Source organism: Achromobacter sp., assembly GCF_050285585.1.
In the GTDB taxonomy this organism is placed as follows: domain Bacteria; phylum Pseudomonadota; class Gammaproteobacteria; order Burkholderiales; family Burkholderiaceae_B; genus Achromobacter.
Genome location: NZ_JBLZXF010000002.1, coordinates 223984 through 237017, shown reverse-complemented (window position 1 = coordinate 237017; position 13034 = coordinate 223984). Strand labels below are relative to the sequence as shown.

General features: G+C 66.7%; 10 protein-coding genes. 4 read left to right on the top strand and 6 right to left on the bottom strand.

Features of this window, described 5'->3' with window-relative positions; genetic code table 11:
- Positions 1-83: 83 nt before the first annotated feature.
- Complete coding sequence (locus ACN6PJ_RS04340; protein WP_427994672.1) at positions 84-1577, bottom strand: CoA-acylating methylmalonate-semialdehyde dehydrogenase; 1494 nt, start codon at positions 1575-1577, stop codon at positions 84-86.
- A complete protein-coding gene (locus ACN6PJ_RS04335; protein ID WP_427994671.1) occupies positions 1574-2899 on the bottom strand; it encodes an aspartate aminotransferase family protein in 1326 nt (441 codons plus the stop codon). Before ACN6PJ_RS04335 ends, ACN6PJ_RS04340 begins: the two co-directional genes overlap by 4 nt.
- 160 nt (positions 2900-3059) lie before the next feature.
- On the opposite strand from ACN6PJ_RS04335, the gene ACN6PJ_RS04330 reads away from it, so the two are divergent.
- Positions 3060-4475, top strand: a complete 1416-nt coding sequence (locus tag ACN6PJ_RS04330) for a PLP-dependent aminotransferase family protein (protein WP_427994670.1) — start codon at positions 3060-3062, stop codon at positions 4473-4475.
- Positions 4476-4487: 12 nt separating this feature from the next.
- On the opposite strand, the gene ACN6PJ_RS04325 is transcribed toward ACN6PJ_RS04330, so the two are convergent.
- The 4 genes from ACN6PJ_RS04325 to ACN6PJ_RS04310 all read right to left on the bottom strand — a co-directional run bounded on the left by ACN6PJ_RS04325 (position 4488) and on the right by ACN6PJ_RS04310 (position 8972).
- Positions 4488-4973 carry a dihydrofolate reductase gene (locus tag ACN6PJ_RS04325; RefSeq protein WP_427994669.1) on the bottom strand — a complete coding sequence of 162 codons (486 nt, stop codon included), beginning with the start codon at positions 4971-4973 and terminating at the stop codon, positions 4488-4490.
- A gap of 78 nt (positions 4974-5051) precedes the next feature.
- Positions 5052-7115 carry a putative bifunctional diguanylate cyclase/phosphodiesterase gene (locus tag ACN6PJ_RS04320; protein ID WP_427994668.1) on the bottom strand — a complete coding sequence of 688 codons (2064 nt, stop codon included), beginning with the start codon at positions 7113-7115 and terminating at the stop codon, positions 5052-5054.
- A 435-nt stretch (positions 7116-7550) separates the two neighbouring features.
- Positions 7551-8522, bottom strand: coding sequence for a thymidylate synthase (locus tag ACN6PJ_RS04315; protein ID WP_427994667.1), 972 nt, complete (start codon positions 8520-8522; stop codon positions 7551-7553).
- Positions 8523-8528: 6 nt separating this feature from the next.
- Positions 8529-8972, bottom strand: a complete 444-nt coding sequence (locus ACN6PJ_RS04310; protein ID WP_043546297.1) for an OsmC family protein — start codon at positions 8970-8972, stop codon at positions 8529-8531.
- 122 nt (positions 8973-9094) lie between these two features.
- Here ACN6PJ_RS04310 and coq7 point away from each other — a divergent pair, with 122 nt between their 5' ends.
- From coq7 to tviB, 3 genes are all read left to right on the top strand, one after another.
- A complete protein-coding gene (gene coq7 / locus ACN6PJ_RS04305) occupies positions 9095-9772 on the top strand; it encodes a 2-polyprenyl-3-methyl-6-methoxy-1,4-benzoquinone monooxygenase (protein WP_427994666.1) in 678 nt (225 codons plus the stop codon).
- A 779-nt stretch (positions 9773-10551) separates the two neighbouring features.
- Positions 10552-11658 carry an MraY family glycosyltransferase gene (locus ACN6PJ_RS04300; protein ID WP_056325286.1) on the top strand — a complete coding sequence of 369 codons (1107 nt, stop codon included), beginning with the start codon at positions 10552-10554 and terminating at the stop codon, positions 11656-11658.
- A gap of 95 nt (positions 11659-11753) precedes the next feature.
- Complete coding sequence (tviB, locus tag ACN6PJ_RS04295; protein WP_427994665.1) at positions 11754-13031, top strand: Vi polysaccharide biosynthesis UDP-N-acetylglucosamine C-6 dehydrogenase TviB; 1278 nt, start codon at positions 11754-11756, stop codon at positions 13029-13031.
- Positions 13032-13034: the final 3 nt, after the last annotated feature.

Here is a 13034-nt window from a genome sequence, read left to right as displayed (position 1 = left end):
GCGGGGTCGCGCGGATCCGGGCTCCGCCGGTCCGCCGCGACGCCCCCCTGGGGGGGAAGCGCGAAGCGCTTCGGGGGGGGGCCTCACTTAGCCACGGGCATGGTGAATTCCGCGCCCTTGGCGATGCTGTCGGGCCAGCGCTGCATCACGCTCTTGTAGCGCGAATAGAAGCGGATGCCTTCCTCGCCGTAGGCATGGTGGTCGCCGAACAGCGAACGCTTCCAGCCGCCGAAGGAATGCCAGGCCATGGGCACGGGGATCGGCACGTTGATGCCGACCATGCCCACCTTGATCTGGCGGGCGAAGGCGCGGGCCACGCCGCCGTCGGACGTGAAGCAGGCCACGCCGTTGCCGAATTCGTGGGCATTGATCAGGTCCACCGCCGAGGCGAAATCCGGGACGCGCACGATGCACAGCACCGGCCCGAAGATCTCTTCGCGGTAAATGTTCATCGACGGCTTCACGTTGTCGAACAGCGTGCCGCCCAGGAAGAAGCCGCGCTCGTTGCCGGGCACGCTCAGGCCGCGCCCGTCCACCACCAGGTCGGCGCCGGCGGCGATGCCGTCTTCGATGTAGCCCATGACCTTCTTGCGATGCTGGGCGGTTACCAGCGGTCCCATTTCAGCGTCGGCCTGCATGCCGTCCTTGACGATCAGCGACTTCACCCGCGGGGTCAGGCGCTCGATCACCTTGTCGGCCACGTCGCCCACCGCCACGGCGACCGAGATGGCCATGCAGCGTTCGCCGGCGGAGCCATAGGCCGCGCCCATCAAGGCGTCGGTGACCTGGTCCAGGTCCGCGTCGGGCATGACGACGAGATGGTTCTTGGCGCCGCCCAGCGCCTGCACGCGCTTGCCGCGGCGCGTGCCTTCCGCGTAGATGTATTCGGCGATGGGGGTGGAGCCGACGAAGGACAGGGCTTCCACGTCCTGGTGCGCGATCAGCGCGTCCACGGCCTGCTTGTCGCCGTGCACGACGTTGAAGACGCCGGGAGGCAGGCCGGCCTCGGTCAGCAGCTCGGCCAGGCGCAGCGACGCCGACGGGTCGCGCTCGGAGGGCTTGAGCACGAAGGTGTTGCCGCAGGCGATGGCCACGGGGAACATCCAGCACGGCACCATCATGGGGAAATTGAACGGCGTGATGCCGGCAACCACGCCCAGGGCCTGGCGCATGCTCCAGTTGTCGATGCCGCCGCCGATCTGGTCGGAGTACTGACCCTTGAGCAGTTGGGGAATGCCGCAGGCGAATTCGACGACCTCGATGCCGCGCGTGACTTCGCCCTTGGCGTCGGAGAAGACCTTGCCGTGTTCGCGCGTGATCAGTTCGGCCAGTTCGTCCTGATGCTTGTCCAGCAGCGCCTTGAAGTTGAACAGGACGCGGGCGCGCTTGAGCGCGGGGGTTTCGGACCACGCCGGAAAGGCGGCCTTGGCGGCGGCCACGGCCAGCGCCACGTCCTCGTTGGAGGCCAGCGGGATCGAAGTCGTGACTTCGCCGGTGGCGGGGTTGAAGCCGTCGGCGTAACGGCTGCTGCTGCCGTCGTAACGCTGGCCGTTGATGAAATGGGGGATCGTCTTCATGCAACTTCCTTCAGGACCTTGCCGATCTGTTCGAAGATCTGCCCGATCTGGGCCTCTTCGATGATCAGCGGGGGAGAGATGGCGATGATGTCGCCGGTGTAGCGCACCATCAGGCCGCTGTCGAAGCACTTCTGGAAGACCTCGGCGGCGCGCGCGCCCGGCGCCCCCGCGCGCGGCGCCAGTTCGATGCCGCAGACCAGGCCCAGATTGCGCACGTCGATCACGTGGGGCGCGCCCTTCAGGGAGTGCGCGGCGGCCTCGAAGGCGCCGGACAGCTTGCGCGCGCGGCCGAACAGGTCCTCGCGGCGGTAGATGTCCAGGGTCGCGAGGATGGCGGCGGCCGCGAGCGGGTGCGCCGAATAGGTGTAGCCGTGGAAGAACTCGATGCCGCCGGCGGGGCCGTTGACGATGGCGTCATGCACTTCGCGCTTGACGGCCACCGCGCCGGCGGGCACCGCGGCGTTGCTGACGCCCTTGGCCATGGCGATGATGTCCGGCGTCACGCCGAAGAATCCCGAGGCGGTGGCGGCGCCCAGGCGGCCGTAGGCGGTGATCACTTCGTCGAAAATCAGCAGGATGCCGTGCTTGGCGGTGATTTCGCGCAGCTTTTCCAGGTAGCCCTTGGGCGGGATCAGCACGCCGGTGGAGCCGGCCATGGGTTCGACGATCACGGCGGCGATAGTGGACGCGTCGTGCAGGGCGATGATGCGCTCGAGCTCGTCGGCCAGTTGGGCGCCCCACGCAGGCTGGCCCTTGGAGTAGGCGTTCTGCTCCAGGTTGTGGGTGTGCGGCAGGTGGTCGACGGCGGGCAGAAGCGCGCCGGAGAAGGTCTTGCGGTTGGCGGAAATGCCGCCGACCGAGATGCCGCCGAAGCCTACGCCGTGGTAGCCGCGCTCGCGGCCGATCAGGCGGGTGCGCTGGCCTTCGCCGCGCGCGCGGTGATAGGCCAGGGCGATTTTCAGGGACGTGTCGACGGACTCGGAGCCCGAGTTCGTGAAGAAGACGCGATCCAGCCCCTGGGGCATCAGGCCGGCGACGGCCGTGGCGGCTTCGAAGGCCAGCGGATGGCCCAGCTGGAAGCCCGGGGCGTAGTCCATGGTGCCCGCCTGGTTGGCGATCGCGGCAACGATTTCCTCGCGGCCATGGCCGGCATTGACGCACCACAGGCCGGCGGTGCCGTCCAGGACCTGGCGCCCGTCGGCCGAGGTGTAGTACATGCCTTTGGCCGTGGCCAGCATGCGCGGATGGGCCTTGAACTGCTTGTTGGCGGTAAAAGGCATCCAGAGATGGGACAGATCGGGCAAGGCGGCGGGGGCGTTCATGGCGGCTCCAGGGTAGGACGGGCGCCGGGCTCGCGCGACGATCGCGCAGCCAGCGGCATGCAGACGATTCTGGTGCGTCCGGAGGGGAATGCAAATATACGATCCGCGCAAATGCCGCTAACTGTATAGTTGTGGGCAGCACAACTGTACAGTTATCTTCGTGATCGATTTCCAGCCCACCCGCGCCCGCGGCCATGCGCCGACCCTGGTCGAGCAACTGGTCGGCGCCATCTTGCAGGCCATCGAGGCGCACACGCTGCGCCCGGGCATGCCGCTGCCCTCGGTGCGCGAGTTCGCGCGCCAGTACGGTGTAAGCACGTTTACCGTGGCCAGCGCCTACAGCCGGCTCGTGTCGCTGGGCTGGCTGGCGGCGCGGCCAGGCGCGGGATACCGGGTCGCCATGCCGGACGCGCCCGCGCGTCCTCGCCAGCCGCTCTCCTGGGAGCCGCCCCGGCTGAACGCGGGGTGGCTGCTGTCGGATATCTTCGCGGACCACTCGATTCCCATCAAGTCGGGATGCGGATGGCTGCCGGGCGAATGGCTGAACGAAGAGGGGCTGCACATGGCGCTGCGCCACATGGGGCGGGTGCCGGCGATGCGGATCGCGAACTATGGGCATCCCTATGGCTATGCGCCGCTGCGCGAGACCATCGCGGCCAGTCTCAGCGCGCAGGGCATGGAGGTCGAGGCGTCGCAGGTCCTGCTGACGCAAGGCGTGACGCACGGCCTGGACATGGTGATCCGTACCCTGCTGCGGCCGGGCGATACGGTGCTCGTGGAGCAGCCGGCCTACGCCAATCTCCTGCAGATGCTGCGCTTGGCGGGCTTGCGGGCGGTGGCCGTGCCGCGCACGCTGGAGGGCCTGGATTGCGATGCGCTGGACGCCGCCGTGGCCCGGCACCGGCCCCGCGCGCTGTTCGTCAATACCGCCCTGCAGAATCCGTCGGGCGCCAGTATCGGCATGGCCAACGCGTTCCGCATCCTGCAGGCGGCGGAACGCCACGGCCTGTGGGTAATAGAGGACGATATTTCCCGCGAGCTCGCGCCCGGCGTGACGCCGATGCTGGCCGCGCTGGACGGCGCCCGGAGGGTGGTCTATCTGGGCGGTTATTCCAAGGTCATCAGCCCCTCGGTGCGCGTGGGCTACGTGGTCGCGCACCGGGATCTCATCCGCGACATCGCGCGCACCAAGATGGCGGTGGGCCTGACGTCGCCGGAGATCATGGAGCGCATCGTGCACCAGGTCATCCGCGAAGGGCGCTACCGAGCCCACATCGCCCGCACCCGCGAGCGGCTGGCCCAGGCCCATGCCAGCGTCGGCCTGCTGATGGAGCAGCACGGCTTCGAGATCTACGGGCGGCCCCAGGGCGGCCTGTTCCTGTGGGCGAAGGCCGGGGGGCAGTGGCGCGAGCGCGGCGCCAATGGCCTGGCGGAGCTCGCGCTCAAGGATGGCATCTGGCTGGCGCCGGGCTCATACTTCGAGGTGGACGAGGCCGACACCCCCTGGATCCGCTTTAACGTCGCCTATTCCGAAGCCCCGGAACTCTGGCGATTCATGCGCAACGCAGGCGCGTAGGTCGGGGAGGGGCTACGCGCGTTCGTACGTGACGAAGTCGTAGTCGTAGCCGTTTTCCGCGGGCTGCGGTTCGCGCGCCGTTTCCTTCCATTGGAAGGACGGCAGCAGCGGGAAAAAGGCGTCGCCCTCGACGTCGGCGCGGACTTCGGTGGCCAGCACGCGCCGCGCCAGCGGCAGGGCCTGCGCATAGATCTGGGCGCCGCCGATCACGAAGGCTTCATCGACGCCGCCGCAGGCGTCGATGGCCGCCTGCAGGGTCGGGACCACGGTCGCGCCCTCGGCGGCGAAGCCGGGGTTGCGGCTGATCACGATATTGCTGCGGCCGGGCAGCGGACGGCCCAGGGAATCCCAGGTCTTGCGGCCCATGATGATGGGGCGGCCCAGCGTGCTGCGCTTGAAGTGCGCCAGGTCGCCCGGCAGCTTCCAGGGCAGGGCGTTGTCGCGGCCGATGGCGCGGTTGGTGGAATAGGCGACGATCAGGGTGAGGCGGGCGGACATGCGGATAGGCTGCGTTGGTGATTCGGTAGGATGCGCCTAGCGTAGCAAATTTGCGCCGCCCGGCGCCGCGCGGGCGGCTCAGTCCGCGGCGTGTTCCAGGAATTCGGTGGCCGGCATGGGCCTGCCCAGGAGGAAGCCTTGCAGGGAGTCGCAGCCCAGCCCGGTCAGGAATTTCTGCTGCGCCGTCGTTTCCACGCCCTCGGCCACGATGCGCAGGTTGAGCTGCTGCGCCAGCGCGACGATGGCCGACACGATGGCGGCGTCCTCGTTGTCGTTCTCCAGCTGGTTCACGAAGCCGCGGTCTATCTTCAGTTCGGTCGCCGGCAGGCGTTTCAGATAGAGCAGGCTGGAATAGCCGGTGCCGAAATCGTCGATCGAAATCGTCACGCCCAGGGCCGACAGGCGCTTGAGCACCGCCAGGCTGGCCTCGGCGTCGCGCATCGCGGTGGACTCGGTCACTTCCAGGGTCAGGCAGGCCGGCGGAACGTTGTGCCGCAGCAGCGCGGAGCGCACCGTCTCCACCAGGCTGGCGTGGGCGAACTGCAGCGCCGAGATGTTGACGGCGATGGTCCAGTGGCCCTGGCCGGCGTCTATCCATTCCCGCATCTGCCGGCAGGCCTCGTTGACGACCCATTCGCCGATGGACAGGATCAGGCCGGTCTTTTCGGCCGTCGGAATGAACTGGTCCGGGCCCACCAGACCGCGTGTGGGATGGTTCCAGCGCAGCAGCGCCTCGGCGCCGACGATGGGGCCGGAGGGCGCCTCGTACTTGGGCTGGTAGTGCAGGACGAACTGGTTGCGTTCCTGTGCCAGGCGCAGATCGTGCAGCAGTTCGATCTGTTCGTGCGCGTCCGCGTTCATGGACGGCTCGAAGAAGCTGTAGCCGGTGCCGCCCAGGCGCTTGGCGTGATACATCGCGGCGTCGGCGTTGGTCAGCAGGGCGTGGGTGTCTTCGCCGTCGTTCGGATAGATGGCGATGCCGACGCTGGAAGTGACCAGCACTTCGTGCCCGTATACCGTGACCGGGCGGGCGATCGCGTCGATCAGGCGATCGGCCACGTTGGCCGCGTCGGTGGGTTCGATCACTTCGCTGAGCACGATGAATTCGTCGCCGCCCAGGCGCGCCACCGTGTCCTGGGTGCGCAGGGTCTGGCGGATGCGCTGCGCCAGGTCGACCAGCAGGGCGTCGCCCGTGTGGTGCCCGTAGGCGTCGTTGACCGCCTTGAAGCCGTCAAGGTCGAAGAACAGCACGGCGAAATAGCCCTTGCGCCGGCTGGCGCTCTCGATGGCCTGCTCCATCCGGTCTTCCAGCAGGATGCGGTTGGGCAGCTTGGTGAGGGTGTCGTGCAGCGCCAGCTGCACCAGTTCCTCGTTGGCCTCGGCCAGCGAGGAGGCGAGGGCCGAGGTGCGAGCCTCCAGCCGGTTGTCCAGCACCGCGACCAGCAGGGCGATGGCCAGCACGCTCAAGGTCACCGCGGTGACGGCGATGGCCAGCCAGCCGGCCGAAATGCCGCCATCCGCCGCCATGCAGATGCTGCCCTCCGGGAAGCCGGCGGCTTCCATGCCCGTATAGTGCATGCCCACGATGGCGAGGCCCATGACGACGGCGGCGAGCGGGCGCGACAGGGCCATCCGGGGGCCGTCCTGGCGCAGGCGGTAGGTGATCCACAGCGCCGCGCCCGAGGCAGCCACGGCGATGAGGATGGACAGCGCGAACCATTTCGCGTCGTAGGCGATCCCGGGCGCCATGCGCATGGCGGCCATGCCGAGGTAATGCATCGCCGCGATTCCCGCGCCCATCAACAGGGCGCCGAACGCCAGCCGCCGGCCCGGCAGTTCGTCCTTGCTCACGGTCCACAGCGCGAATGCGGAGCAGCCGATGGCGATGCCCAGCGACAGGACGGTCAGCGGCAGGTCATAGCCCATCGGGATGGGAAGGGAGAAGGCCAGCATGCCGACGAAATGCATGGACCAGACGCCGACTCCCATGGCGAAGGCTCCGCCTGCCAGCCAATAGCGGGCGGCGGGCAGTCCGTTCGCCGCCCTGACGCGGTTGGCCATGCCCAACGCTGTGTATGACGCCAGGATGGCGACCCCTAGGGATACGAGGACGAGCGAAGGGTTATAAGTTCCAACGAGCATTTGTGGGGTCCTGTCCTTAGCGCATACCGCCGCCGCGCGGGCTTCAACTCAAATCAATTGGTAGTCAACGGTTGCAATTCGATCGCAGGGCAAGTCCTGCTGCCGAGTTTGGCGATATCGGTACTCTCTAGTCGGGAAGGGGAAGGCGGTTGGGTAACGCCGGCGGTCGGCGTTGCCAGGCGGAGTGCCCAGTTTCGCGGCGAGCGACGGGCATGGCGCGGCATGGGCCGGTCGGAGCCAACGGCGCGCGAAACATGCCGGACGCGCGTCCGTGACTAAGGGATGGGTTATACCGAAATCGCGCTTCCAGAAGCTCACCAATCTTCACTTGTGGCCGAAGGAGCGCACCCGGGCGCGGCCCGGGGGCCGCGCCCCGGGGCAATGCCCGTGACAATCCATTCCAGGAGCCGTGGGCCCGTGGCCCGACGAGGACGCTTAGACGGCCATGGCCGCCGTGAGGGGGGCGTGGTGCCGGTAGCCGGAAAGCGAGAAGTCTCCGGGCTCCACCTTTTCCAGCCATTCGGGTTCGTAGCGCCCGGTGGCCGCGAAGTCCGGGATGCGGTCCGACAGGATCAGCCGGGGCGCCTCGTAGGGTTCGCGCGTCAGTTGCTCGCGCAGCATCGGCAGGTGGTTTTCATAGATGTGGGCGTCGCCGATGAAGTAGGAGAACCAGCGCGGCGTGTAGCCCGTCAGCCGGCCCACCAGATGCAGCAGCGCCGCGCCTTCGGTCAGGTTGAACGGCGTGCCCAGGCCGACGTCATTGGACCGGATGTACAGGCACAGCGAGATTTCGCGGGTCGTCGCGTTCGGCAGGAACTGATACAGCAGGTGGCAGGGCGGCAGCGCCATTTCCTCGATCTGCGCCCAATTCCAGCCGTGGAACAGAATGCGGCGGTCGCCGGGACGCTCGTGGATGGTGTCCAGGCATTGCCGCAACTGGTCCACCGCCTTGTACAGCAGCACCTTCGGCTGGCCGCCTTCTTCCAGGTCGGCCACCTTGGCGTACCCGCGCGAGAGGGCGTCGGCGATCTGGTCGCCGCGGCCGGCGTCCAGCATCTTGTACGCGGGCCACTGGCGCCACTGCACGCCGTAGACCGGACCGAGGTCGTCGGCCCCTTCGCGGTACGGGTTGGCCAGCCATTGGCTGTTTTCGTTGGCGTTCTGGTCCCAGACCTTGCAGCCGAGTTCGCGGAATTCCGCCGCGCTGCGGGAGGCGCGCAGGAAGCCCACCATTTCGCCGATGGCCGATTTGAACGCCAGCTTCTTGGTGGTCACCGCGGGAAAACCTTGCTGCAGGTCGAAGCGCAGCGATGCGCCCGGCATGCTCAGGGTGCGTATGCCGGTGCGGTTTTCCTGCCACGCGCCGGTGTCCAGGATGGTTTGAACGAGGTCCAGATATTGTTTCATGGTGGTTCAGGCTGCCGCGGGTGTTTCCTGCGTGTCGACGATATCGACCGAGAACGTCAAGGTCGCCGTCTTTTCCAGCATGGCCGAGGCGGAACAGTATTTTTCGTGGGAGAGCTGCACGGCGCGCTCGACCGCGGCGCGCGGCAGGTTGCGGCCGGTGACGGTGAAAGCGAAATGGATGCGCGTGAAGACCTTAGGATCGCTGTCGGCGCGTTCTGCCTGCAGCTTGACGCTGCAGCCGCTGACCGCGTGGCGGCCGCGCTTGAGGATGAGCACCACGTCGTACGCGGTGCAGCCGCCGGTGCCGGCCAGCAGCATTTCCATCGGGCGGGGGGCAAGGTTGTGGCCGCCGCCGTCCACGGCGCCGTCCATGACGGCCACGTGGCCGCTGCCGGTGCTGGCGGTGAAGAGCATGCCGTTCGGGCCGCCCCAGTCGATCGTGCATTCCATTTTGTCGTGTCCTTGAGCTTGAGCGCAGTCAATGGTTGATGATACCTGTTGCGTACAATTCCAGGCATGAGAGCCCCGCCCAGCCTCAGGGGCGGGGCGCCTGCCTTGCCAAGGAGTCGTTTATGTCCACCGCCCTGTCCCGACCCGGCCCTGTTTCTTTCCTGCGCCGCACCAATCCGCTGGACGCCTTGCTGGCCGAAGCGGACCGCGCCTTGCGGGTGCTGAGCGGCAGCGCCACCGCCGGGCGGCCCTATCCGGCGACCGCCGACGAGGCGCCGCAAGCCCTGTCGGCCCAGGAGAAGCGCCACGCGGCCGGGCTGATGCGCGTGAACCACGTCGGAGAGGTTTGCGCCCAGGCGCTATACCGCGGCCAAGCCTCCGTGTGCCGCGAGCCGGCGCCGCGCGCGTTGCTGCTGAACGCCGCCTCGGAAGAAGTGGACCACCTGGTCTGGTGCAATCAGCGCCTGACGGAGCTCGGCAGCCGCGCCAGCCTGTTGAATCCGGTCTGGTACGCGGGGTCGTTTGCCCTTGGCGTGCTGGCCAGCTACGCCGGCGTGCCCCGCAACCTGGGCTTCATGGCCGAGACCGAAAAGCAGGTCGAGGCCCATCTCGAAAGCCATCTGCGCACCTTGCCGGTGCAGGACGAGCGCTCGCGCCAGATCGTCCAGAAGATGAAGGAAGACGAAGCGCAGCACCGGGCCAGCGCGGAGGAGGCCGGGGGCGTCCCCCTGCCGCTGCCCGTGCGGACGGCGATGAAGGCCATGTCGAAGGTCATGACGACCACGGCTTACTGGATCTGAGGCGGCCCGCATCAAAATGTTGCGATGCGCAAAAAAGCGGCAAGATGGTGCTCGACGCACCGTTCTGGTGCAAAAGATAGCGCGGGATTACCCGATGCCATCTAGGGTTAATCCGAAACGGGTTTACCCATTCGGCAAAAACCCTTTTTTTGGACAAACCGAAGATCGGCGCGGGTTTCCAGGGGGAGGGCGGTAGCCCTGACGCAAAAACGCAACGAAAAAAACCGTCAGGCTTGCGGATCAAAAAAAATCTTGCATCGCACAAAAAACCTCTGTACTATTCACTCATCGGATGTTGAAACGCAGTCGGCGCGGTGCAAAACCCCGAAAGCGCAGCGAGCGGAAACCCCGCTCCCAACATGCCAAGGTTGTCTCCTCCACCCTCCTCCTTTGGTGGATTTAGCCCGAGATCTCACGATCTCGGGCTTTTTTTTTGCCTGGATTTAATGCGTCCCTAATTAGTGGGAAGAGCGGCCTGCCGCGCCGGGACAGGGCGGTTGTCCGCCCAGGAGCGCGCTTCGCGTTTTCCCTGGGATATTTCGGGTGCGCCAGGGCGGAAAGTTCTACAATTGCTCCATGAAACCTGTATTTCCGTGCGTCCGCGGTACGACCGCGGCGATACGTCCGGGCCGGCGGCCGGGATGCGGGCGAACGGCCCGGCCCAGGGAGTTACGTTCTGTGCCTGGGAATTGCACTTCCTTATTCCTCCCATATATGGGCGTTACACCTGCCTCCGATAATGGCGGGCCTGTCTCGATAGACCAACCAGAGGTGATTCTGTGACCTGGCTGTACATTTGCGTGGTCGCATTCATGGTGGGGGGACTCATCGTGGCGTCGGAGCGCTGGCATGGCGCTTTCACTGGCGACAGCGATCTCAACAAGCCTCAGGCCAACCATTCGCGGGCCACGCCCCGGGTTGGCGGCCTGGCCGTGCTTGCGGGCACGCTCGCGGGCCTGCTGGTGCTCGGTCCCAGCAACATGACGCTGACCTGGCTGTGGCCCGCCCTGTTCGTCGCGGCGCTGCCCGTTTTCGTGGCCGGCCTGCTCGAAGACATCACCAAGGACATCGGCGCCAGCAAGCGCCTGCTGGCCGCTTTCCTGTCGGCCGCGATCGCCTGGTGGCTGCTGGGCGGCGTCAGCCGCGTCGGCATGGCCCCGGTGGATTACGTGCTGTCTTTCTGGCCGGTGTCGCTGCTGTTCACCATGTTCGCGGTAGGGGGCTGTACCCATGCGCTGAATATCGTGGACGGCATGAACGGCCTGGCGGGCATGGTGGCCACCTTGATGGCGGTGTCGATCAGCCTGGTGGCGCTGCAAGTGGGCGATGTGCCGATCTTCCTGGTGGCCGCGGCCCTGGCGTCGGCCACGCTGGGCTTCCTGGTCTGGAACTTCCCGTTCGGCCGGGTGTTCCTGGGCGACGGCGGCGCGTATTTCCTGGGCTTCATGCTGGCCGAGCTGGCCGTGCTGCTGGTGGTGCGCAATCCGTCGGTGTCGCCGTTCTACGCCTTGGCCGTGCTGTTCTACCCCGTTTTCGAAACCGGCTTCTCGATCTGGCGCCGCCGCTTCAAGCGCGGCGTGCCGGTGGACCAGCCGGACGCCCTGCACCTGCACCAGCTGGTGTTCCGCCGCCTGGTCCGCGTCACGTTCAGCCGCGGCCGCCGCCATGCCGTGCCGGCGCTGTGCAATGCGCTGGCCTCGCCTTACATGTGGGTGCTGGCCCTGATCGGCCTGGTGCCGGCCACCATCTGGTGGGACAACGCCTGGGCGCTGAGCGCCAGCCTGGTGGTGTTCGCCAGCGTGTATATCTGGCTCTACGCGCGCCTCGTATCCTGGCGCCGCCCCGGCTGGCTGCTGCTGCCCTCCGTCTTGCGGACCACCGATTAGTGTTGAGCGCCCCGGCGATCTCCGCCGGGGGCTCGGTTATCCATCACCCGACCATATTTAAAATGCCGTAATCGTTCTACGGTGAAGGGAGAGTTATGTTGCGAATCCAGGATGTGAAACTCGCTGTCGTCGGCCTGGGCTATGTGGGCCTGCCGCTTGCGGTGGAATTCGGCAAGAAGCGTCCGGTCATCGGTTTCGATATCAATGCGCGCCGCATCGAGGCCCTGAAGGCGGGTCACGACCATACGCTGGAAGTCAGCGACGCCGAACTGGCCGAGGCCGCGCAGCTGACGTACACCGCCGACCGCGCGGAACTGGGCAAGGCCAACGTGTTCATCGTGACCGTGCCGACCCCCATCGACGAATACAAGCAGCCCGACCTGACCCCGCTGGTCAAGGCCAGCGAAACGATCGGCGCGGTGCTCAAGCGCGGCGACATCGTCATCTACGAATCCACGGTCTATCCGGGCGCCACGGAAGAGGACTGCGTGCCGGTGCTGGAGCGGGTGTCGGGCCTGAAGTTCAACGTGGACTTCTACGCCGGCTACAGCCCCGAGCGCATCAATCCGGGCGACAAGGAGCACCGCGTCAGCACGATCAAGAAGGTGACTTCGGGCTCCACGCCCGAGGTGGCCGAGCTGGTCGACCAGCTGTACAAGCAGATCATCACCGCCGGCACGCACAAGGCGTCCAGCATCCGCGTGGCCGAGGCCGCCAAGGTGATCGAGAACACGCAGCGCGACGTGAACATCGCGCTGATCAACGAACTGGCCCTGATCTTCAACAAGATGGGCATCGACACCGAGGCCGTGCTGCAGGCGGCCGGCACCAAGTGGAACTTCCTGCCGTTCCGTCCAGGCCTGGTGGGCGGGCACTGCATCGGCGTGGATCCGTACTACCTGACCCACAAGGCGCAGTCTATCGGCTACCACCCGGAGATCATCCTGGCGGGCCGCCGCCTGAACGACTCGATGGGCGGTTACGTGGTGTCGCAGCTGGTGAAGGCGATGACCAAGCGCCGCATCCATGTGCAGGGCGCGCGCGTGCTGGTGATGGGCCTGACGTTCAAGGAGAACTGCCCGGACCTGCGCAACACCCGCATCGTGGACATCGTGAAGGAGCTGGGCGACTACAACGTGGACGTGGACGTCTACGACCCGTGGGTCGACCCCGCGGAGGCCGTGCACGAGTACGGCCTGACGCCGGTGGACAAGCCCGAGGAAGGCAAGTACGACGCCGTGATCCTGGCGGTGGCGCACAACCAGTTCAAAACGATGGGCGCGGCAGGTATCCGCAAACTGGGCAAGCCGGAACACATACTTTATGACCTGAAGTACGTGTTGTCGCCTGCCGAGTCCGATCTGCGCCTGTAAGGA

What these genes read in the sequence shown, in the direction of transcription:
- coq7 (WP_427994666.1), top strand. Translation starts at nt 9,095, where the DNA reads ATGTCCACCGCCCTGTCCCGACCCGGCCCTGTTTCTTTCCTGCGCCGC.
- ACN6PJ_RS04315 (WP_427994667.1), bottom strand. Translation starts at nt 8,522, where the DNA reads ATGAAACAATATCTGGACCTCGTTCAAACCATCCTGGACACCGGCGCG.
- tviB (WP_427994665.1), top strand. Translation starts at nt 11,754, where the DNA reads ATGTTGCGAATCCAGGATGTGAAACTCGCTGTCGTCGGCCTGGGCTAT.
- ACN6PJ_RS04335 (WP_427994671.1), bottom strand. Translation starts at nt 2,899, where the DNA reads ATGAACGCCCCCGCCGCCTTGCCCGATCTGTCCCATCTCTGGATGCCT.
- ACN6PJ_RS04310 (WP_043546297.1), bottom strand. Translation starts at nt 8,972, where the DNA reads ATGGAATGCACGATCGACTGGGGCGGCCCGAACGGCATGCTCTTCACC.
- ACN6PJ_RS04320 (WP_427994668.1), bottom strand. Translation starts at nt 7,115, where the DNA reads ATGCTCGTTGGAACTTATAACCCTTCGCTCGTCCTCGTATCCCTAGGG.
- ACN6PJ_RS04325 (WP_427994669.1), bottom strand. Translation starts at nt 4,973, where the DNA reads ATGTCCGCCCGCCTCACCCTGATCGTCGCCTATTCCACCAACCGCGCC.
- ACN6PJ_RS04340 (WP_427994672.1), bottom strand. Translation starts at nt 1,577, where the DNA reads ATGAAGACGATCCCCCATTTCATCAACGGCCAGCGTTACGACGGCAGC.